Raw genomic sequence first — 21663 nt, 5'->3', positions numbered from 1 at the left:
TGACAGTAGGTCCTCTCAATCAGGGCTTACACAGACCATTGAACACGCCCTCTTCTCAGCCTCCAAGGCAGACGGGAAACGGTTATATCAGCACCGATCCTGCGAGGCCCTCATCCCCAACGCACGCTCCCACGCCGACACCCACCCCCTGGAATCAATCATCTAGGTAGCCCGCCTCTACCGGGCACGCCAGCAGGTCGTCGATTACCTCGATACCGTTGACGCGGCCACCGACCACTCCAGTTGGGAGATCGACATCGTCCCCAATGTCGACTCCCTAACGCAGGTTCACCACGTCGGCTGACCGCCGCGCGCTCGCCTGCTGAGTGCTGGACAGCAGTCCCCTGAACGCCACCCGCTAAGCACCTCGAATTCGTGTCGGAGGTCTGTGAGAGGCTGCGGGCATGCGGATCCTCCACACCTCCGACTGGCACCTCGGGCGCACCTTCCACGGCCGGGTGCTCGACGACGCCCAGGCAACCTTCGCCGACCACCTGATCGAACTGGTCGACTCCGCGCAGGTGGACGCCGTCGTCATCTCCGGAGACGTCTATGACCGCGCCATCCCACCCACCGCCGCCGTCCGCCTGCTCGATGACACCCTGTGCCGCCTGGCCGACCGCACCCGCGTGGTACTCACCCCCGGCAACCACGACTCCGCCCAGCGGCTCGGCTTCGCCGCCTCCCTGCTGCGCGAGGGGCTGGACCTGCGCGTGCGCGTAGCGGACGTAGACCGCCCCGTCATCATCCCCGACGCCGCCGGCCGCCCCGGCCTGTACGTCTACGCCCTGCCCTACCTGGACCCGGACGCCGCCCGCGAGACCCTGCCCGGGCTGCTCTCCGAGCGCCTCGGGGAACGCACAGACGCCCCCGCCGCTCCGCCCGAGCCCCCCTCCCCCGCCGACGCCGAGTCCCCCACCGCCGACGGCCACCCGCTCCTGCCCCGCAGCCACGAGGCGGTGGTCTCCGGGGCACTGCGGCTGGTGGCCCGAGACCTGGCCTCCCGCCGCGCCGACGACGGCGCGCGGGTGCCCGCGCTGACCATGGCGCACGCCTTCGTCGTCGGCGGGCAGGCAAGCCCCGACTCCGAGCGGGACATCCGCGTCGGCGGAGTCGACTCGATCCCGGCGGGAGTGTTCGCCACGCTCGGCGGCTCACCGCTGGCCGGAGCCTCCGGCGGGCTCGACTACGTGGCCCTCGGCCACCTCCACCGCCCCCAGGAACTGCACGCACCCACCGCCGAAGCACCCCCGTCGGGCGCGGGCACCCCCACCCACCCGCGCCTGGCCTACTCCGGCAGCCCGCTGCCCTTCTCCTTCCCGGAGGCCGACGCCGCCAAGTCCTCCATACTGCTGGAACTGGGACCCAGCGGCGTCACCAGCCTGGAGCGGATCCCCACGCCCGTGCCCTACCGGGCCACCACGCTGCGCGGCACGCTCGAGGAGCTCCTCGCCCCCGCGAACACGATCCACTGCCGCGACTGGGTGCGCGTGGAACTCACCGGCCCCATGCTCCCGGACACCATGGTGCAGTTGAAGAAACACTTCCCCAACCTGCTGGCCTTCTCCCACACCCGCCCCGAGCAGTCCGAGCGCGAAACCATCACCGTCACCCGCGCCTCGGACCCGGTGGACGTCGCCGACCGCTTCCTTGCCGAAATGCTCGGGCACAACCCGACTCCCGCCCAGCACGCGGTCATGTCCGAGGCCTACGACGCCGCCCGCACCCACGCCCAGTCCAAGGAGGAACGCTGATGCGACTACACCGCCTGACCATCACCGGGGTGGGTCCATTCGCAGGCACCCAGACCATCGACTTCGACCGCTTCGCCGCCTCCGGCCGCTTCCTGCTGACCGGCCCCACCGGATCGGGCAAGACCACCATCATCGACGCCATCGTCTTCGCCCTCTACGGGGAAGTCGCCGACTCAGACGGCTCCTCCAAGCAACGGATCCGCTCCACCCTGGTGGCCGGCACCGACCCCAGCGAGGTCGAACTCGTCTTCTCCACCTCCGCCGGCGTCTACCGCATCCTGCGCACCCCCGAGTACATGCGCCCCAAACTGCGCGGAGACGGCACCACCAGGCAGAACGCATCCGTGAAGCTGTGGCGGCTGTCCGCCCCCGACGGCGCACCCGCCACCGAGCCGATCACCCGCATCGACGAGGCCGGCCAGGAGATCCGGCGAATCGTCGGCCTTGACCGCGAGCAGTTCACCCAGACCGTCATCCTGCCCCAGGGGAAGTTCGCCCAGTTCCTGCGGGCCGAGTCCAAACAGCGCCGCCGACTACTGCGCGACGTATTCGGCACCCGCATCTTCGACGATATGCAGGAGGCGCTGCGCGTGCGCGGTCGCGCCCTGGAGCAGCAGGTGGAATCCGCCCGCCAGGCGCTGCGCGCCCGCGCCGACATCCTGGCGCCGCTGCTTACCGACGCCGAGCCCGCAGCACAGCTGGAGGCCCTCGTGGCCGCCCACATGCCCGACGCCGAAGCCATCACCGCCATCGGGGCAGCCGCCGTGCAGGCCGCCACCGCTGCGGTCGAACCCGCCCAACAGGCTCTGGACGCCACCGCCACCGCCCACCAGGAGGCGACCGACGCCGTAAACGCCGCCACCTCCCTGCAAGAACGACTGGACCGGCGCGCCCGCCTGGTGGCCGAGCGCCAGCAGCTCGAAGCCTGCGCCGCCCAGGACGCCGCCGACGCCGCCCGCGCAGAGGCCGCCCGCAGAGCCGCCACCGTCATCCCCGTGCTGGCCCGCGTGCAGGAAGCCACCCGCACCGCCCACGACGCCCACCAGGCCGCCGTCAAGTTCCTGGCGGGCAACCGCCCCCTCGACACCGGCACCGAGGCCGGCCCAGGCACCGCGGCCCCGCTCACCATCGCCGAGTACGAGCCCGCCCGGTCATCGCTGGAAGGGCTCACCACCCTGATCCCGGCCGCCGACGCGCCCACGCCGACCGCCCCGGACTCCCCACATGCGCGCCCCGTCCTGGACACCCTCACCGAGGCCGCCCGTGCCATCACCGCGCGCGGCCACTCCCTGCGTACCCGGGCGGGGAGCCTCAGCGCCGTCGTCGAACTCGAAGACGGGCTGGACGCCCGTACCCTGGAAATGGAGGCGGCACGGCAGCGCCTCGCCACCAGCCAGGCGGACACCGACGCCGCCGCCACCCAGCTGGCGCAGCGACCCGCTCGGCAGGCCGAGCTGGAGGAGGCACTCGCCGCCGCGCGCGCCGCCCAGGGAAGGGTGCCCGAGCTGCGCGTGGAGCGGGCCGCCCGTGCCGAACGCCTTGAGGCCGCCCGGCGTGCAGATGCCCTGACCGCCCGGATCGCCGCCGCACAGGTCGGCGTCGAGTCCGCCACCGCCGCGGCACGTGAGGCCGGCGCCCTCGTGTCGCGGCGGCGCGAGGCGTGGATCAGTGCCACGGCCGGCTCAATCGTCACCGAGCTGGTCCCCGGCCGCCCCTGCCCGGTGTGCGGCTCAACCGAGCACCCTGCACCCGCCGTCCCCGGCCAGGAGACCATCTCCCGCGCGGAGGTTCAGGCCGCCGAGGCCGCCCAGCGCCAGGCAGACACCGACCTCGCAGAACAGGTCAAGAACCACGAGGCGCTCGTCGCCGAGCAGGCAACCGCCCGCGCCACCGCCGGGCAGGCCCCCACCACGGAACTAGCCCAGGCACTGGAGGACGCGCGCCGTGAACTCGACGCCGCGCAGCAGGCCGCCGCGCCCGCAGCGGAGCTGGAGTCCCAGCTTGCAGACTTCACCCGCACCACCGAGCAGCTGCGCACCCGGCTCGAACAGCAGCGGACCGAACTCGCCCAGGAAGGCGCCCGACTCGACTCGCAGGCAGAAGCACTCACCCGCGACCGGGAGCGCTGCCGCACCGCGCAGGGCGGCTACGAGTCCGTCGCCGCACACATGCACGCCCTGAGCGCCGCCGCCGACACCGCCGGGCAGCTGGCGGACCTACTCACCCGGGCAGCCGAGGCCACCAAGAGGGCCATGCACGCCCACACCGAGCTGGCCGAAGCCATCACGCAGGGCGGCTTCGCCTCCGCGGCCCAGGCCCAGGCCGCCTCCCTGAGCGGCCCCGAACTCGCCGCCCTGGAGCAGAAGGTCGCCGAGGTCACCGCCCGGCGCGAACGCGTCCGGCACGGCCTGACCCAGGATGAGACCATCGCCTCCCTCACAGGTGAGGAGACCGCCGACGTGGCCGGCGCCCGCGAGCGCCTGGCGGCCGCCGACTCCGCCTACCGCGCCGCAATGGAGGCGCTGGAACAGGCCGGCTCCCGCCGGGACCGCATCCAGGAGGCCGCCGACGGCGTCGAGCACGCCGCCACCGCCCTGGCCGCAACCGCCCAGGACTCCGCCGCGCTGTGGGAGGTGGTCGCCATCGCCTCCGGGCACAACGACGCCGCCACCCCGCTGGCCACCTGGGTGCTGCTGGAGCGCTTCAAGGAGGTGCTGGTATTCGCCAACCAGCGCCTGTCCCAGATGTCCGCGGGCCGCTACGAACTCGTCCACGTAGACGACGAGGCCGGCACCAGGAGCCGCACCGATCGCGGGCTCGGCCTCGGCATCATCGACCACTTCTCCGGCTCCGGGATACGCGGACCCAAGACGCTGTCCGGCGGGGAGACCTTCTACGTGTCCCTGTCCCTCGCCCTGGCCCTGGCCGACGTCGTCACGGCCGAATCCGGCGGTGTGACCATGGACACGCTGTTCATCGACGAGGGCTTCGGCTCCCTGGACCCCGAGACCCTGCAGAACGTACTGGCGGAGCTGGGCCGCCTGCAGGCCGGAGGCCGCACGGTCGGCATCGTCTCCCACGTGGAGGAGCTGCGCCGGCAGGTGGCCGACCGCATCGAAGTCACCCGCTCCCTCACGGGCTCCAGGCTGCGCGTCATCGCCTCCTGACCGCGCCACCGCCCGGACCCCGGGACCTCCTACGCCATCAGTGCCGGCCTCGCCGTGTCGCGAGCGCCGCGCGCTCGGAGACGTCAGGGGGTGGCGGCCAGTTCATGTGCGAGCGCCGCGCGCTCGGAGACGTCGTACCAAAGCAGGTCCGCATCGGCGGCACGCTCGAAGGCGGCCTCGTCCCCGGTGCGGGCGGCGCGCACATCGGCCTCCGCCTCCGCCTCATCCACCAGCAGGGCCGCCACCGACTCCCACTCGACAGCCGCGGTCACCTGAACCGTGCCGGGCAGGACGTCATCCTCCACCGGCACCTCCCGGATCTGCTCGTCATCAACATCCGCAGCGATCACCACGCGCCTGTCGGCCTGGTCCCGGGCACCGGGCTCAGCCAGCAGCAGCACCGAGCCATCGGCGGCGCACAGGCTCGCCGACACCTCCAGGCCCTCCTGGTCCTCCTCCGGGAACACCGCGGCCAGCGTGGGCGTGGCGGCGTGGGCGGTGCGGGCACTGATTCGGGCGGCGGCCAGATCGGAGGCCGTGGCGGGAAGGTAGACGCGCATGGAACCTAGTGTGCCCCAGGCGCTTAAAGCCCGAGGTCCGCTCCTAGCCCCGATTATCGGTAGGAAACCCCGGGGACCGGCGGTCGTTGTGGGCGATGTGCTTGGATTCGGAGCGTCGATGTGATGTGCTGCGGGTATGAATTGGGACAGCCTTCTGGCCGATCTGGAAAGCCGTTTCGATGCGGAACGACGCGCCGACGTCACCGCTGAGGCCGCGGACCTCGCCGAGGCGGAGATCGCCGCCCTGCATCTGTCCGATCGGCTGCGCGGCGCCATCGGCCGCATCGTCCACCTGCGTACACGCGGCGGGGCTGCGGTAGACGGTACGGTGCTGCGAGCCGAGGAATCCTTCCTGCTGGTGGACGAGGGGGAAGGCATCCAGTCGCTGGTGCCGCTGGGCGCGATCGCGTTGATCTCGCCCCTGCCAGGGCCTGCTCCGGATCCCACCCGTCGCCTTCGTCCGAGCATCCAGGGTGCGCTGCGGGAACTGGCGCGCGCCGGGACGCGCGTACGGGTGATCTTCGCTTCACAGGAGGTCGCCGGCCGCCTCGCCCGTGTCGGCGCCGACTACCTAGACGTCGTACGCGACGTCGTCACCCCCGGACATGCCGCCGGGACGATTACAATCGCCCTGGCGGTGATTGAGGTGGTCCGCAGCCGGTGACCGCGGATCACCCCGCCTCACCCGCTTACATCCAGGGACCTACGGCCTAGGACGTCTTGACGGACCCGGCGGCCACCATCTCCCGAGTAGCGGCCAGTTGCCGCTCTACATACTCGTCGAAGGCGCTCTCCGGCACCCGCCACAGATGGCGTGCCCCGACCTGGATGGCCGGTAGCTCCCCCGACTGGATCAGGGCTCTCACCCCCTGCGCAGAGAGCTGAAGATGCTCGGCTACTTCGGCTATGGTCAAGAACTTATCCGGCATGCCACCATCATCTCACTATCTTGCCGTATGCGCCATACTCTAACATACTTGTGGATAACCAATGATGCCCCCACAGCATCCAAGACCCTGTTAACGCCCTAGGAGGATCCCGTGAGCCAAGCGCAACGAGGCGCACTCAACCCCAGCTACTCCCGATCGCGACACGCTTCGTCCGGTCGCCTGCGCCGCCCCGGCTGGAAGGACCCACGGTTGGCCGGCGGTCTGGTGCTGATCGGGGCGGCCGTAGCGTTGGGCGCATGGGCTGTCGACGCCGCCGCAGATACAGAACAGATCTATGTGCTCACCCGGGACGTCGCACCCGGCACCGATCTGACAGCCGACGGGGTGCTGTCGCTCGTCGACGCCCACCCCGCAACGCCCGTTTACGTGGCTGCGGGCGCCCTCCCCTCCGAAGCCATCGCTACCCGCTCCCTCCAAGCAGGCGAACTTCTGCCGTCAGGCGCAGTCGGCACCGCATCTGATCTCGATCTGCGCTCGGTGGTACTTGACGTCGCTTCCGGCCTGCCCGCCGCGGCAGGTGCCGGCGACGTCGTCGACTTGTGGGAGCTGCCCTCGACTCAGGCCACCGCCCAGGAAGTGGGCTCAGCCGTTCTAGTCACTCAGGGCCTGCTGATCTCTTCCGTGGGGGAAACCGGAACCAGCCTGATCGGCGGCACCAGCGTGCAGGTGGAGGTGCTGGTCCCGCAGGAGGCGGTGGCCGAGGTACTCACCGCCGTCGGAGCCGGCGGCACGCTCGTACTCGTCCCCACGGGCCAGGGGCAGTGATATGACGGACACCCACAGCACCTCCGCCGCATCGACGCCGCGCGGCGTTCTGCTGGCATTAAGCGACGACGCCGACATCCTGCGCGCCATCGACACCCCCGGATCGGGAATGACGGTGGTACGGCGTTGTGCGGATACAGCCGAGTTGCTCAGCGCCGCTCTGGCTGATCTGGGCACTCTCGCAGTCATCGGAACGAGTTTCGACGACCTGGACCGCACCGTACTGGATCGGCTGAACCGGGCCGGTGTCACCGGGCTTCTGCTCGCACCCGAAGCCGATTGCGAACACTGGTCTGGCTTCGGGTGGCCGGTGGAGTCATCTGCTGCGACCCCCGCCGAGGTATGCGCACGACTGCAGGCGATCAGTCGCGGCCGACCACCCTCAGCCGAGAGATTCACGCCGGCTCCGGCGACCGGATCCGGGCTGGCGCTGCCAGTCGGCACCGGGCTGTGGGACGAGTTCGATGCCATCTCATCGTCCGAGCATCCGCAGCACTCGGCCCGGCCGGGCGTGGAGCACATGGGCGCCGCGGAACCCACATCCGCACGAGGCAGACTCGTGGTCGTCTGGGGTCCGCAGGGAGCGCCGGGGCGCACCACCCTCGCCGCGTCACTGGCTGCCGGACTCACCGGCGGCGCCATCCTGGTGGACGCCGACATTGAGGCGCCCAGCCTGACGCAGCTGCTCGGCCTGCCCGAGGACTCCTCCTCTCTGGCGACGGCGGCGCGCCTTGCGTCTCGCGGTCGCCTGGATGCTGAGACCCTGGACCGCATACTGGTACCGATCAGCGAGGGCCGGCGCCTGTTGACCGGCCTGGGGCGCCCAGGCCGCTGGCGCGAGCTGCCACCGGCGGCGATGTCAGAGGTTTGGGAGCAGTGTCGACACTCAGCCCCCTGGACGGTTGTGGATATCGCGGGCGGGCAGGTTGACGACGCCGTTGACGACTTCACGCTGGAGCCGGGGCGCGGCGCCATGGCCGCAGAGCTGTTGCGCAGCGCCGACGTAGTGGTGATGGTAGGCGCCGGCGATCCGATCGGCGTGCGTCGACTGTTGCAACTCATCGACGATCTGGACGGCACCCTGCGTCTGTCCGGGCGCATTGAAGTGGCAGTCAACCGGGTGCGCGCCTCGGCTGCCGGCCCGTCTCCACAGCGGGCAGTGCGTGAGGCCCTGGCGCGTTATGGAGGCGTGGAGGAGGTCACCGTGCTGCCCGAGGACGCACAGACGACGGACCGCTGCCTGATGGAGGGCCGACCCGTGCTCGAATCCGCCCCGACTTCACCGCTCGGGCGGGCACTTACCGAGCTGGTCGACCGAATCGACCCGCATTCGGGCGCCGCACTTAGGGCGGAACGAGCCTCCCGCGGCACGCATCTGCACCCTCTTGCCGCCCTGCTCCGGTCCTGGCGCCGGGAGCGCCCCGCCCAGGCCGCTGGGAATCCCGGTGGAGGCCGGACCGGAATCCCGGGGCAAAGGGCCGCGAGTCCGGAGACCGGCCCGGTCACCGAACTCGAGACGAAAGCCGTAGCGGTTGAAGCATCAACTCCGCCACCGCCACCACCGCCCCTGGAGGCGGATACCAAGATCGTCCCAGGACCCGCCTACGGCGCCTACGCGGCGACTCCGACCACTGCCGAGACCGGCACGGCGGTCGGCCGCGTCTCCCCGCGTCACCGGGGGAACGGACGCCACCGGGCCTGACCTTCCTGCACGCCCGGACCCTTTGGGGCGTTAGTCGGCGCGGCCGCGCGCATACGGGTACACGCCGGCCCCGCCCGGACAACATCGCAACCCGGGGCAGCCATAGCAGACAAACACAGCAGCAGAACCCCTTGACACCTCTACGCCCATCAGCCATAATTTAACATCATCAAACATAGTCAATGATGATGGAGGGGCATATGAGCGTGTCATCTGGACAGGCCTCGGCTGTGAGTGGACTGTATAGGCGCATGGCGCTCATAGGCGTCGGTCTGGTCTGCGCCGCACTGTCTACGGTGCTGGCAGCCTTGGCGGCATATAACGTCGGCCGTCTCCTGGAGCTCCCACCCGCCTGGTGGGGCACCTCCCAGCTCACCGCAGCCATCACCGGCATCGCCTGTTCAGCCGGCGCTGCGGGCGCACTGTGGCACGTGGTGTCCGTCATCCTCGCCCTGGTGGCATCCTCCGGAGTCGGACGGTCGACCGTAACCGGCCGGCGCACCGCACCCGGAGCCAACACCGCCAACCGGATGCTGCACCGCTGGGGCGCCCCCTTGGTGCGCCGGATCGCCGCGGGCGCAGTGGTTGCCGGAATCACCGCCGGCCCGGCCTTCGCCGCCATCGAACCTGACACTGATGACCTGGGCTGGCAACCGACCGTGACCGCAAGCGCCGAACCCGGTGCGGCAGACGACAATCGGTCGGCACCAACGTCGGAGCAGGCGCTGAACCCGACTTCCGAGGCCACCGGCACCGTCCCGGACCAGGCAGCGCCGACTGCCGCCGACCCTGTGGCTCCACGGCAAGACAGTGCCTTCCCCACACCCGACTCCGAGGTAGGTCCGCCGCTACTGCCGGGCGCCGGCCAGCCGGAGACGGAACTGATCGGGCCGTTGCTACCGCCGTCACGGCCGTCCGGCAAAGGCACCCCGGCCGCTGCCGACGGCGACTCGGCCGGCTCCTCACATAGCGTCACCGACGGCGAGTCCCTGTGGTCGATCACTGCCGATCTGCTGGGCGCGGACGCGTCACCGGCCGACATCGCCGGCGCCTGGCCACAGCTGTACCGGGCCAATGCCGACACGATCGGCACCGATCCCGGAGTCATCCATCCCGACACGCTCCTGACCGTCCCCACTTTCACCGACGAGCCCAATTCCTAAGCGTCAAGCCCCGCCACTCCGATGGCACCGCCACACCGCAGGAGAGACCGCATGCCAAGCCCAACCGTAATCGCCGACCCGTCGCGTACTGCCTCGACCGCACCATCTCAGCGCGATCGACTCACCGATTCCCGTCCCTCCCGCGCCCGGCGTCGCATCGGGCCGACGCCGCCCTCGGGTCCCGGCTCCCTCCGCCGCCTACCGGCCGGCTCGGCCGGCGGAACGGTGACTCGCCGCCCGAGCCTGGAAGGCTCACAAAGGCCACGGGAGTGGGACCGTATGGCCTTTCGCCCCGCTCTGGACAAGGCCGACAGGCACATCACCACCGGATCAGACGTCAACACCTCCAGGCCTACCACGACCGCCCCGCAGACCACGCCGGCCATGCCGGACCCCGCCCGCTTCGCCGCCGTAGTCGTGACCGCCGCCGCTGAGGTGCTCTCCGGTCAACGGCGGGCCGATAACCTCGCCCGGTGGACGACGCCGGAGCTATTCGCGGCGCTCGCCCGACGAGCCGGGCTGGCCAAGCGGCTCCTTGGTCAGGCGCCCACCCGGCCAAGACCGCGTTCGGTACACGCCCAGGAGCCCAAGCGCGGCACATGCGAAGTCACGATTCTGCTCGACGACGGCAACCGAGTACGAGCGGCGGCCGCCCGTCTGGAGGCCTTCCGGGGACGTTGGCTGCTGGCGGCCCTGGAGATCGCTTGATGCCGCAGCGCCGTCTCTCGGTGGTTCCTCACCGAGAGACGGCGCTGCGGCAGGATGCACCGGGGGCAGACTACTTGCGCCTCCTCCTGGCGGCAGCTCGGCGCTGTTTACGATTGCCCTGGCTCGAGGCCGACTCGCCCGTCCCGGCGGCGGCACCGGAGGCCGCCGTCTTGGAGGGCGCGTGTTCCCCGGCCGCAGGCGCCGGGGTGGCGGTGGCGGTACCGTCCTCAGCAGGGGCCGTGTAAGTGATGCGCCGGCTGATGGGTTCCTGTCCGGTGGTGCCCAGGACGGACCCTCCGGTACCCCGGCTGCGGGGCGCGCGCCGACTTACAGCGGCGGCCTTGTTATCCGTGTCTGAGGCCGACGTCGCGGCCTTGGCGGCGTCCTGCGCCTCCTCCCGCTCAGCAGCAGCCCTGGCCGCGGCGGCGTCAAAACGAGCGGCATTGGCGAAGACCTGCTCGACGGTCTCCTCCCGGATCCCCTCCATCATGGCCTTGAACATGTGTGCGCCCTCGTTGGCGTACTCCACCAGCGGATCGCGCTGCGCCATGGCGCGCAGTCCAATGCCCTCCTTGAGATAGTCCATCTCGTACAGGTGCTCGCGCCAGCGCTTGTCCACTACGGCCAGCAGGACGCGCCGCTCCAGGGTACGCATGGGTTCCTCCCCCAGCTGGGCGCGAGCGATCGGATTATCGTCCAGGCGCCGCTCGGCATCCTCGTAGGCCACGGCGGCATCATCGGTGAGCTCGGCGGTCAACCTCTCGGTGGACAGCAGATCACGACCGCCGGCATCCTCGATCAGATCCTCCTGGGTAACACTGACCGGATAGACGTGGCCCAGATCGCCCCACAGCGCATCCAGATCCCATTCATCGGGGCGGCCCTCCTGAGTACGTGCGGCAACGATGTTCCCGATGGCCTGGGCCCGGAAACTGACCAGCTGCGGCTCCAGGTCCTCACCGTCCAGCACGCGGCGACGCTCGGAGTAGACCTTCTCGCGCTGCTCGGTCATGACATCGTCGTACTTCAGGACGTTCTTGCGGATCTCGTAGTTGCGGGACTCCACCTGCCGCTGGGCGGAGGCGATGGCGCGGGTGACCATCTTCGACTCGATCGGAACATCGTCGGGGTAGGCGCCGGAGTTCATGATGCGTTGGGCGGCTCCGGAGGCGAACATGCGCATCAGGTCGTCCTCCATGGACAGGTAGAAGCGGGACTCCCCCGGGTCGCCCTGGCGCCCGGAGCGGCCGCGCAGCTGGTTGTCGATGCGGCGGGACTCGTGCCGCTCGGTGCCCAGCACGTACAGGCCGCCGAGCTCAACCACCTCGTCATGCTCCGCGGCACAGGCCTCCTGGGCTGCCGCAAGCGCCTCGGGCCAGGCCTTCTCGTAGTCCTCGGCGTTCTCCTCCGGGTCCAGTCCCGCCTCCTTCAGGGCGGTCACGGCGATGTGCTCGGCATTGCCGCCGAGCATGATGTCGGTACCGCGGCCGGCCATATTGGTGGCCACCGTGACGGCCCCCTTGCGGCCGGCCAAAGCGACCACGGCGGCTTCACGGGCGTGCTGCTTGGCGTTGAGCACCTCATGGGGCACGCCCTGTTCCTTCAGCAACTGCGAGAGCTGCTCGGACTTCTCCACGCTGGTAGTCCCCACGAGTACGGGTTGACCGGCCTCATGGCGTTCGACGATGTCATCGACAACGGCGGCCAGCTTGGCGGCCACGTTGGTGTACACCAAGTCGGGCTGGTCCACGCGGATCATCGGCTTGTTGGTGGGGATGGGGACCACGCCGATGCCGTAGGTGCCGGCGAATTCGGCAGCCTCGGTCTCGGCGGTACCGGTCATGCCGGAGCGCGAGCCCTCAGGATACAGCCGGAAATAGTTCTGCAGGGTGATGGTGGCCAGGGTCTGGTTCTCGGCCTTGATGTCCACGCGCTCCTTGGCTTCAATGGCCTGGTGCATACCCTCGTTGTAACGGCGGCCGGGTAGGACACGGCCCGTGTGCTCGTCGACGATGAGCACCTCGCCGTCGCGCACGATGTAGTCCTTGTCCAGGTGGAACAGTTCCTTGGCCTTGATCGCGTTGTTCAGGAAGCCGATCAGGGGCGTGTTCTCGGACTCGTAGAGGTTGTCAATGCCCAGATAGTCCTCCACGCGTTCAATGCCGGGTGCCAGCACGCCAACGGTCCGCTTCTTCTCATCGACCTCGTAGTCGCGGCCGGCGCGCAGACGCTGCGCTAGCTTGGCGAACTCCTTGTACCACTTGTTCACATCCCCGGTTGCGGGGCCGGAGATGATCAACGGGGTACGGGCCTCATCGATGAGGATGGAGTCGACCTCATCGACAATCACGAAGGCGTGTCCGCGCTGGACCAGATCCTCGGGCCGTTGGGCCATGTTGTCACGCAGGTAGTCGAAGCCGAACTCATTGTTGGTGCCGTAGGTGATGTCGCACTGGTACTGCTTACGCCGCTGGGCCGGATTCTGCGTGGCTAGCACGCAGCCGGTTGTCAGCCCCAGGAAGCGGTGGACCCGCCCCATGAGGTCGGACTGGTACTCGGCCAAATAGTCGTTGACAGTGACCACGTGCACGCCCTTGCCCGTAAGCGCCCGCAGGTAGGAGGGCATGGTGGCCACGAGGGTCTTGCCCTCACCGGTCTTCATCTCTGCAATGTTGCCCTGGTGCAGGGCGGCTCCGCCCATGATCTGCACATGGTAGGGGCGCTGGCCGAGCACGCGGTCCGCCGCCTCCACCACGGTGGCGAAGGCCTCGGGCAGGAGTTCGTCAAGGGTCTCCCCGTCGGTGTAGCGCTGTTTCAGCTCCGCGGTCTGCTCACGCAACTCGGCATCGGTGAACTCCTGATACTCCTCCGCAAGGGCCTCGACCTGAGTTGCGAGGGCGTCGAGTCTCTTGAGGGTCCGTCCCTCACCGATGCGAAGGATCCGATCGACGATCGACACGCTGCTTTCTCCCCTGGTAGCTGATGAGGTCTCGCCATGGCGCGGCGGCCGTGGCCGGCAAGACCCGTGCCCGGGCGGACCGGGCGCGAACGCCCTCATGGTATGTCATCGACCCAGCGCCGCTTCATGGCGCCTTGCACTATCGCTCACCGCTAAGACGATTTCCCACCGCACAGCTTCACCCGCCATCACCCGCCACAGTCCACAGTGGCGTTTCGAGGCGGCTTCTCACGCGCGCCTGTGGACGCTTCCCCCGACCGATCGCTCGTCGAACACGCCGGCGGCGCACACTGATGAGCATGCTGAATCCTCCTTTCGGCGTGCTGGCAGACGCGTTCAGGGTGGGCCTGCCCGCCACCTGTGCGGGCTGCGGCCGCTGGGACGTACCGCTGTGTGACGACTGCGCGGCCCTGCTGACCGCACCGCCGCACCGAGTTGAGCATGTAGATGCCGCCGGCGGCATGGAGGTATGGGCGCTCGCCGGCTACACCGGGCCGATGCGCTCCCTGGTGCTGAATTGGAAGAACGGCGCACGGGAGGACCTGAGGGAGGTCATGTCCGCCGCAGGAGAGCGCGCCGGGAGGCGGCTGACGCAAGCCCTGAGCGCCGAGGCGCTGGCAGCGGCCAGCGGCGGAACCATGCTGGTGATTCCTGCGCCGTCGGGCCTGCGCCGGCGGCTGAGCGGAAGACTGGTGGCGGCTGATCTCGCCGACGCCGTCGCCCGCGGCCTGGCCGCCGGCTGGGCCCAGACCGATCTCGCCGGCTCCGACCAGCCGGTGACTGTGGCCAGCGCGGACGTGCTGCGCCGCCGCGTGGGTGCGGGCGGTGCGCATCAGTCTGGCCGCTCCGCGGCCCAGCGCCGCGCCAATCGCTCCGTGCCGCCGCGGTTGGTGGCACCGGTACGCGGCCAGGCAGTAGTACTGGTGGACGACGTCGTCACCACCGGGGCGACCCTGGGGGCCTGCGCCCGGGCCCTGACACAGGCAGGGGCCGTCGTCGGCGGCGCCATGGTGGTAGCGGCCGCCCCACCGCCGCAGCGGACCCGGCGACCGGTGGTGCCCGGAGGCCCTGTGCTCCCTCGCCCATCCGCGCAGACCAACGTCGCAAGAACCCGCCAGGATCGATCGATATAACAGTGTCTCCGACAACCGCGGTGCGGTGGACATGAGGACCGAGGAAATGGTGTAGGTTATGTGTCACAACGCACATCATGACGCGGCGGCCAGGGCCGGCTCCGCGTCCCGGTTTCAGCCGGCAGCACAGGAGGAGGTGGCTGACTACTCCGAAGCTCGCCGCAGGGTGCGGCGGGTGCTTGCCCCAAGCCCGATCCCCTCACCAGGATCATCCGGACAGAGAAATGAGGTTCCACCATGGACATTACCGTCGTCGGCCGTAACGCGGAGATCAGCTCCCGCCTGCGGGACTACGTCGAGGAGAAGGCCGCCAAGGTCGAGCAGTTCGACCCGCGCGTCCAACGTGTCGAGGTCGAGATCACCCACGAACGCAACCCGCGTCAGGCCGACACCGCCGAGCGCGCCGAGATCACCGTCATCTCCAAGGGCCCGGTGATTCGGGCCGAAGCCAGCTCCTCCGACCGCTTCGCCGCCTTCGACATCGCCATGGGGAAGCTGACCGAGCGGCTGCGCCGGGCGCGGGACCGGAAGAAGAACCACCGGCGCCATATCATTGAGATCCCCGAGCCCGCGCCGCAGGCGCCTGCCGAGGAGTCGCCGGCGCCGCAGATGCACGACCTGCCCATTGAGGACTCTCCCTCGGCCCCCACACAACCGGGCGTCGCGGTGGAATCCCAGTTGGGCGACTCCCCGGTGGTGGTACGTCAGAAGATCCACGAGGCGGTCCCGATGACCGTCGATGAGGCCCTGTATCAGATGGAACTGGTCGGCCACCCGTTCTACCTGTTCATTGAGAAGTCCACGATGCAGCCCTGCGCGGTCTACCACCGACACGGGTGGACCTACGGCGTGATCCGCCTGAACGCCCGAGTCGACATCGGAGATTGATCAAGTCCACAATCGGCTGAATCGCGTTCGCGCCCCGTATGCGCTCACCCGCATGCGGGGCGCTTTGCACGCCGTGAGCCGGCCGAGTCGCCGACCGCGCCTGATCCCAGGCGGCCGCAGGCGGATACCCCGCTCCATGCTCCCGGCGCCTGCGTCACTCAAACGAGCGGATAGGCGATGTCGGTGACGTCTGTTGCGCTTACCCGCCAGGCGGCTCCGCTGTGCTGCCAGATCCGGCCGGCGGTGTCAGTCAGCTGCATGGTGCCGGTGGCGCGATCGGCGGTGAGGGCGACAGCCGCCGGAGAGGTGACGGAGGTGAGCAGCGGCCCACCGACCGACAGGCAGTCCACGCCCGAGGCCGCCGACTTGTTCTGGCTCTCCGCCGCGGCGGACAACACGGCGATGGTCACCGGGTCGTACCAGACTACGGCGTCCGTCCGGGCTCCGACGGCGGCCGACAACTCCAGCGGATCACCGAGACCGGTAGGAGCAGTACCGTCACGGACGACGGCGGCTACGCTGACCCGCTCATCACGCCCCTCGTTACGGTGGCGCACCACAATGCGAGCGGACTCGGCGGACAGGTCGAAGGCCACCACCTTTCGGCCTGACAACCAGGAGGCGTTGATGGCTGCGCGCCGGCCCCGACCGTCGACGGCCAGGAGCGTGCCGTCCGTGGCGGTCCACACCCAGCCGTGGTGGTCAGCGATCGGTGGCAGCAGGGCGGCGGCGTCATCCTCCGCGTCCGCCTCACCGACCGACAGGATCACGTCGGCCGCATCGGCCCCCGTAGGTACGCGTAACAGGCTGGACCGGCTCAGAGCATAGACGGCCCCGTCGGCCCCCAGCGCAGGGTGGGAGACCGGATCTGCACCCAGGGTCTGCGCCATCACCAGGGTGGTGCGCGTGGAAGTGGTGCCCTGCACGACGGCGCCCGCACACATGCCGACCACGGCCCCAGGGGCGGCGTCCACGGCCGGCAGGGCAGCCGCCGCACCGAGGTCCTGTCCATCGCCGCGCACGGTGACATCCTGCACCTGGCCCGTGTCGTCATCAGCAACGCCCGCCAGCGTGGCACTGATCTGAGCAACCAACAACTCGATCTGCTCCCGGTTCTGTGCGCCCGCGGCGGCCAGACCGGTCAGATCCACACTGGCGGCACCGTTCTCGACGACTACACCGTCGTCTCCCACCCCCGCGCCCTCGGGCACGGCGGTGTACACGCCCGCGGCGAGCCAGGCGGACGGCCCCTCAAGCAGCGCCTCGATCAGGCGGCGGGCCAGCTCATGACGCGGCAGCCATCGCAATTCGGGCACCAGGCGGGCGCGGTCGGGAGTCAGGAAGTACAAGCGCTCGGCGGCGAAGTCGGCGGTCAGATCTCCGTCCGACAGCAGCATGCCGGCGGGCAGCTCGGCAATGCGCCACTGGCCGGAGTCATCGGTGGTCAACTCGTAATGGCATACGTGGTCGACCTCGGCGGCCTCGGTGAATGCGCCTCCGGGCGCGACCTTCCCGATCAGATCGACCGTCACACTCACCTCGGCATCCATGAGAGCGACGACCGGCGCGGTCGAACCGTCGTAGACGTTGACCATGGCGGTGGGCTGCCAGGAGGCGGATGCGGCAGCGGTAAGGAAGGCACGTGCCGTGGCGAAGTCGTCGAAGAATCCGGCGGCGCAGGCACGCAGGAACCCGGTGACGATCTCCTCTGGTGCGGCACCATCTGCGGGTCCGGCCGCCGTCTGAATCAACTGCTGATCGGAGCCACCCATCGTTCCGGACTCACTTACCTCGCCGGTGGTGGGCAGCGCCGTGCAAGCGGTCAATGCACCCGCACCGCCCAGTAGCGCAGCCACGATCGCCCGCCGCCGAGGCAGTTGCCGTCCCCAGAGAGGCCTACCGGGGCTGTTCGCCTTCACCGGTGCATCTCCTCATTGCGTCGACGCCCCAGTGCGTCCTCGGGCGTGTGTGCGGTCGGCGTCTGGCCCGCGGGCGCATAAGACAACCGCCCGGAAACTTCCGTTCCGCCGACCGGCGAGGGCGACTGATCACCGGGATCACGGGGCAACCCGTCACGGTCGACGTCAGAACGGCGGGATGCGGGGGCGGGTGTGAGTGGCGGGGGCACGGCGTGCTCGCCGTCAGCTTCTGCAGAGCGAGTGCCGGCTCGGGAGACGGGCGGGGCGTCGTCGGGGATCACGTCCAGGGGTCCGGGCTTGAGGAAACTGCCGGGGGTGGCGTCGGGGCCGAGGCGGCGCGGCAGAGTCAGCAGGAAGGAGGCGCCGTCGGCCGGCCAGCCCCAGGCAGTGAGCGTACCGCCGTGCAGGACGGCGTCCTCCAGGGAGATCGACAGTCCCAACCCGGTGCCGCCCAGGGTGCGTTTGCGGGAGGGATCGGCGCGGTAGAAGCGGTCAAATACCTTCTTGACCACGTCCGGACTCATGCCCACCCCGTGGTCACGCACGCGCACGGACACGGCGTCGTCGGAGGCGGCTACGGTGATGTCGATGGGCGAGCCCTCGGCGTGCTCAAGGGCATTGACGATAAGGTTACGCAGAATACGCTCCACCCGGGCCGCGTCCACCTCGGCGACCACCGGCGCGTCGGGCGCATGCAGACGGATCTGCGAGCCGGAGGCCTCCACGTGGACGGCGACCAGGTCGAGAACGCCGCGCAGAGCGGCAGTGATGTCGGTCTCCGCGGCACGCAGCTGCACCCTGCCGGAATCGATGCGGGAGATCTCCAGTAGATCGGACAACATCTGTTCGAAGCGGTCGATCTCACGCATGAGGATCCCCAGACTGCGAGCGGCAAAGGGATCGTCGATCTCGTCGCGGGCCTGCCAGATCTGCTCGGCGGCCAGCCGGATGGAGGCCAGGGGCGTGCGCAGCTCATGGGACACGTCGGAGACGAAGAGCTTCTCCACCTTCGAGAGGTTCTCCCACGCCTGGATCTGCGCCTCGAGTGAGTCGGCCATGTTGTTGAAGGATCGGGACAGGGCCGCGATCTCATTCTCCCCGGACACCGGCAACCGCTCGTTGAGATGCCCGGCGGCCAGCCGCTGAGCTGCCAGAGAGGCGCGCCGGATCGGCATCAACACGCGGGAGGTCAACGCCCACAGGCCGATTATGAGCATCAGCAGGAATCCGGCCCCGGCGATGATGATCGCCCGGGTGGCCAAATCGATCACGTGCTGTTCGGAAGCCAGCGTGTAGACCAGGAACAGGTTGTATCTCCCAGCCAACGGCAGGTCGACGGCGGAACCGACGACCAGCCCCGGATCTACGCCACCGCCACCATCCGGAATACCCACGGGCTGGGAGTACTGGGTCCCGCCGGGCCCCGCATTGACCCGTGCCACCAGTTCGTCGCTGACGAGCGCGGCCAAGTCCGCATCGGTGGCGAGGTCATTGATCACAGCGGTCGAATTCTCATCCTCGGCCCGCCGCAGGGCCACGCCCACGCCGCCGGCCCCGGCGAAGGAGTCATTGATGATGGCCAGCTGCGCCTGTGCGGCGGTGGTCAGATCATCGGTGGTATCCACAACGGCCGCGTCGAAGGCGGCCTGTGCGGAGGTGGTGCGCTGATGTGCATCGCCGAGAATGGCCACGCGCCGCTCGGTGAAGACATTGTCACGGATGGTGATGGTGACCACCACCAGCAGCACCGCGATGAGCACCACGCCCGCGACGGTGGCGAACAGCACCATGGAGGTGCCCAGCGACCGGCGTACCGCCCACAGCGGGGAAAGCACAGCGCGGCGCCCCGCGTGCCGTCCTGGAGTCTGTGGGTCCACGGTCAGCGCTCTACGAGGCCCAGACAGGGCGGGAGGCCGGCAGCATCCGCCGGCGCCCCGACGTCACTTGCCGTCGCCGGCGCGGTAGCCGACACCGCGCACGGTCACCACAATGCTGGGATGCTCGGGATCCTTCTCGATCTTGGCCCGCAGACGCTGTACGTGAACATTGACCAGTCGGGTGTCGGCGGCGTGCTGGTAGCCCCAGACCTGCTCCAGCAGCTCCTCGCGGGTGAAGACCTTCCAGGGGGTGCGGGCGAGGGTGACCAGCAGATCAAACTCCAAGGGGGTGAGGTTAATGACGGTGTCACCCCGATGCACCTGGTGACCGGACACGTCAATATCCAGATCTCCGGCACGCACGTGCTCGGCACCGTTGGCGTCGGTGTTGCGACGCAGGCGAGTGCGTACGCGCGCCAGGAGTTCCTTCGACTTGAACGGCTTGGTCACGTAGTCGTCGGCGCCGGCCTCGAGACCGGCAACAACGTCCTGAGTGTCCGTGCGCGCGGTGAGCATGATGATCGGCACGTCGGACTCGGCGCGGATCAGTTTGCAGATCTCCACGCCATCGAGCCCCGGAAGCATGAGGTCCAACAGGACCAGATCCGGTTCCGTCTCGTGGAAGGCGTCGAGAGCCTTCGCGCCGTCGGCGCAGAAGGACGGAGTATAGTCCTCCGCCTCGAGCATGATGCCGATCATCTCGGCCAGGGCAGTATCGTCGTCAACGACCAGAATGCGAGTGCGCATGCCACCTATCTTGGCACGCGCATGGAGCACACACGGCCCCCACACGCCCTACCGTGACCTTCACCATAGTGCAATTAGCGCTTCCTAAACTCTTCTGGTGCAGTCCTTTTCTCCTCCTCACGGGGGACAACGCCGCCTTCACCAGTGTGAAACAGTATGCCCATGAGCAGTGATAACACCGGGTGGCAGTCCCCATCCGACGGCGATCCCTCCGGATCGGAATCCGCCCCGGGCTACGGCGCCGGCACCCAGCCGCCCGCCTACGGCCAGTATCAGCCGCCCGCACCCGGTGAGCGGTACGGCCAGTACAACCAGCAGGCCGGCGCCTACCCCGCCGGCCCGGGTGGTTTCTTCACCGCTCCCAAGCCCGGCATCATTCCACTGCGGCCCTTGAGCATCACCGAGATTCTCGGCGGCGCGTTCGAATCTCTGCGCGCCAACCCGCGGGCGATGTTCCTGCCCGCCCTGCTGGTCATGGGCACCTCCGCCCTGGTCTCCGCGGTGTTGATCTTCGGCGCAATTAACCCGTTCCTGAGCCGGCTCAGCGCCTTCGACGAATACGACCAGTACGACGGCTCCGTCTCCGACACTGAGATCCTGGGCTCCGTGTTCTCCATGTTCCAAGGCGTCTGGGGGTCCTCACTCATCAGCTCGGCGATCACCTTCATCGCCGCCACGGTACTTACCGGGCTGCTGATCGTGACCGTCTCCCGCTCGGTACTGGGCCGCATCGCCACCCCCGCGGAGGTGTGGGAGCGCACCCGCCCTCGCCTGTGGGCGCTGATAGGTCAGTCGATCCTGATCAACCTGCTCGTCGGCCTGGTCATGATCCTGGCCCTTGTGGGCGCGGCCCTGATCTTCGCCGGCCTGTTCTACTCCGCAGTCAATAGTGACAACCCCGGGAGCATCCTTGCGCTGGCCGCGATTCTGGGACTGTTACTCGTAGTCGGCGCTGGGGCGGCCGTGGCCTTCGTGACTGTGCGCCTGTCCGTGGCCGGGGCCGCACTGATTCTGGAAAATGTCGGCGTATGGGAGGGCATACGTCGCTCCTGGCAGCTGACCCGCAGCAATTTCTGGCATGTCTTGGGCACTCTGTTGCTGACGGTCCTGATCGTGGGTGTCGTATCCAACCTCGTAGGCGGTGCCGTCGGAATCATCACCGGTTCCGGCACGCTGCTGTTCGGTGCTCCGGCCTCCGCATTCATGATGGCTGTATCGGCCTTCATCGGCGGCCTGCTCGATGCGGTGATCATGCCGTTCTCCTCCGCTGCAACCGCCCTGATCTACATAGATCTGCGCATGCGTCAGGAGGGCCTGGACGTGGAACTGCGCCGCTCTGCCGGCGTGTGAGTGAATCGGATCGACCGAGCG

At 69.1% G+C, this 21663-nt stretch carries 16 protein-coding genes; 10 read left to right on the top strand and 6 right to left on the bottom strand.

Annotated elements, in window-relative coordinates:
- Positions 1–404 precede the first annotated feature (404 nt).
- Positions 405–1754, top strand: coding sequence for an exonuclease SbcCD subunit D (locus Q4A20_RS02055; protein ID WP_303119652.1), 1350 nt, complete (start codon positions 405–407; stop codon positions 1752–1754).
- Positions 1754–4921 carry an SMC family ATPase gene (locus tag Q4A20_RS02050; RefSeq protein ID WP_303119649.1) on the top strand — a complete coding sequence of 1056 codons (3168 nt, stop codon included), beginning with the start codon at positions 1754–1756 and terminating at the stop codon, positions 4919–4921. The genes Q4A20_RS02055 and Q4A20_RS02050 overlap by 1 nt, the downstream gene beginning before the upstream one ends.
- Before the next feature lie 83 nt (positions 4922–5004).
- Here the strand turns inward: Q4A20_RS02050 and Q4A20_RS02045 are convergent, their stop codons facing one another.
- On the bottom strand, positions 5005–5481 hold the full coding sequence (locus Q4A20_RS02045) for a hypothetical protein (protein ID WP_303119647.1): 477 nt from the start codon (positions 5479–5481) through the stop codon (positions 5005–5007).
- A 136-nt stretch (positions 5482–5617) separates the two neighbouring features.
- Here Q4A20_RS02045 and Q4A20_RS02040 point away from each other — a divergent pair, with 136 nt between their 5' ends.
- On the top strand, positions 5618–6145 hold the full coding sequence (locus Q4A20_RS02040; RefSeq protein ID WP_303119645.1) for a Fis family transcriptional regulator: 528 nt from the start codon (positions 5618–5620) through the stop codon (positions 6143–6145).
- Between the two features lie 46 nt (positions 6146–6191).
- Here Q4A20_RS02040 and Q4A20_RS02035 read toward each other — a convergent pair whose 3' ends face one another.
- Positions 6192–6410, bottom strand: a complete 219-nt coding sequence (locus Q4A20_RS02035; RefSeq protein WP_303119643.1) for a helix-turn-helix domain-containing protein — start codon at positions 6408–6410, stop codon at positions 6192–6194.
- A gap of 111 nt (positions 6411–6521) precedes the next feature.
- Between Q4A20_RS02035 and Q4A20_RS02030 the strand changes: the two genes are divergently transcribed.
- From Q4A20_RS02030 to Q4A20_RS02015, 4 genes are all read left to right on the top strand, one after another.
- On the top strand, positions 6522–7196 hold the full coding sequence (locus Q4A20_RS02030; protein ID WP_303119640.1) for a hypothetical protein: 675 nt from the start codon (positions 6522–6524) through the stop codon (positions 7194–7196).
- Between the two features lies 1 nt (position 7197).
- Positions 7198–8898, top strand: coding sequence for a hypothetical protein (locus tag Q4A20_RS02025; RefSeq protein ID WP_303119638.1), 1701 nt, complete (start codon positions 7198–7200; stop codon positions 8896–8898).
- 200 nt (positions 8899–9098) lie between these two features.
- Positions 9099–10061 (top strand): LysM peptidoglycan-binding domain-containing protein, encoded by a 963-nt coding sequence (locus Q4A20_RS02020; protein WP_303119636.1) that lies wholly within the window; start codon positions 9099–9101, stop codon positions 10059–10061.
- A gap of 279 nt (positions 10062–10340) precedes the next feature.
- Positions 10341–10769, top strand: coding sequence for an Rv3235 family protein (locus tag Q4A20_RS02015; protein WP_303119633.1), 429 nt, complete (start codon positions 10341–10343; stop codon positions 10767–10769).
- Positions 10770–10839: 70 nt separating this feature from the next.
- Here Q4A20_RS02015 and secA read toward each other — a convergent pair whose 3' ends face one another.
- Positions 10840–13728 (bottom strand): preprotein translocase subunit SecA, encoded by a 2889-nt coding sequence (gene secA / locus Q4A20_RS02010; protein ID WP_303119630.1) that lies wholly within the window; start codon positions 13726–13728, stop codon positions 10840–10842.
- A gap of 299 nt (positions 13729–14027) precedes the next feature.
- On the opposite strand from secA, the gene Q4A20_RS02005 reads away from it, so the two are divergent.
- Positions 14028–14861 (top strand): ComF family protein, encoded by an 834-nt coding sequence (locus Q4A20_RS02005; RefSeq protein WP_303119627.1) that lies wholly within the window; start codon positions 14028–14030, stop codon positions 14859–14861.
- 237 nt (positions 14862–15098) lie between these two features.
- Complete coding sequence (gene raiA, locus Q4A20_RS02000; RefSeq protein ID WP_303119624.1) at positions 15099–15749, top strand: ribosome-associated translation inhibitor RaiA; 651 nt, start codon at positions 15099–15101, stop codon at positions 15747–15749.
- Between the two features lie 158 nt (positions 15750–15907).
- Here the strand turns inward: raiA and Q4A20_RS01995 are convergent, their stop codons facing one another.
- From Q4A20_RS01995 to mtrA, 3 genes are all read right to left on the bottom strand, one after another.
- Positions 15908–17668, bottom strand: coding sequence for an LpqB family beta-propeller domain-containing protein (locus tag Q4A20_RS01995; RefSeq protein ID WP_303119621.1), 1761 nt, complete (start codon positions 17666–17668; stop codon positions 15908–15910).
- Positions 17665–19545 carry an MtrAB system histidine kinase MtrB gene (mtrB, locus tag Q4A20_RS01990; protein WP_303119619.1) on the bottom strand — a complete coding sequence of 627 codons (1881 nt, stop codon included), beginning with the start codon at positions 19543–19545 and terminating at the stop codon, positions 17665–17667. The genes Q4A20_RS01995 and mtrB overlap by 4 nt, the downstream gene beginning before the upstream one ends.
- A gap of 63 nt (positions 19546–19608) precedes the next feature.
- Positions 19609–20292: an MtrAB system response regulator MtrA gene (gene mtrA / locus Q4A20_RS01985; RefSeq protein ID WP_303119618.1), complete on the bottom strand. Its 684-nt coding sequence runs from the start codon at positions 20290–20292 to the stop codon at positions 19609–19611.
- 162 nt (positions 20293–20454) lie between these two features.
- Here mtrA and Q4A20_RS01980 point away from each other — a divergent pair, with 162 nt between their 5' ends.
- Positions 20455–21642 (top strand): glycerophosphoryl diester phosphodiesterase membrane domain-containing protein, encoded by a 1188-nt coding sequence (locus Q4A20_RS01980; RefSeq protein WP_303119616.1) that lies wholly within the window; start codon positions 20455–20457, stop codon positions 21640–21642.
- The last annotated feature ends 21 nt before the right edge of the window (positions 21643–21663 follow it).

This window comes from Actinomyces sp. (genome assembly GCF_030530635.1).
Classification (GTDB): Bacteria; Actinomycetota; Actinomycetes; order Actinomycetales; family Actinomycetaceae; genus Actinomyces.
The sequence above is the reverse complement of the archived record's forward strand: the minus strand, read 5'-3'. Positions and strand labels throughout refer to the sequence as shown.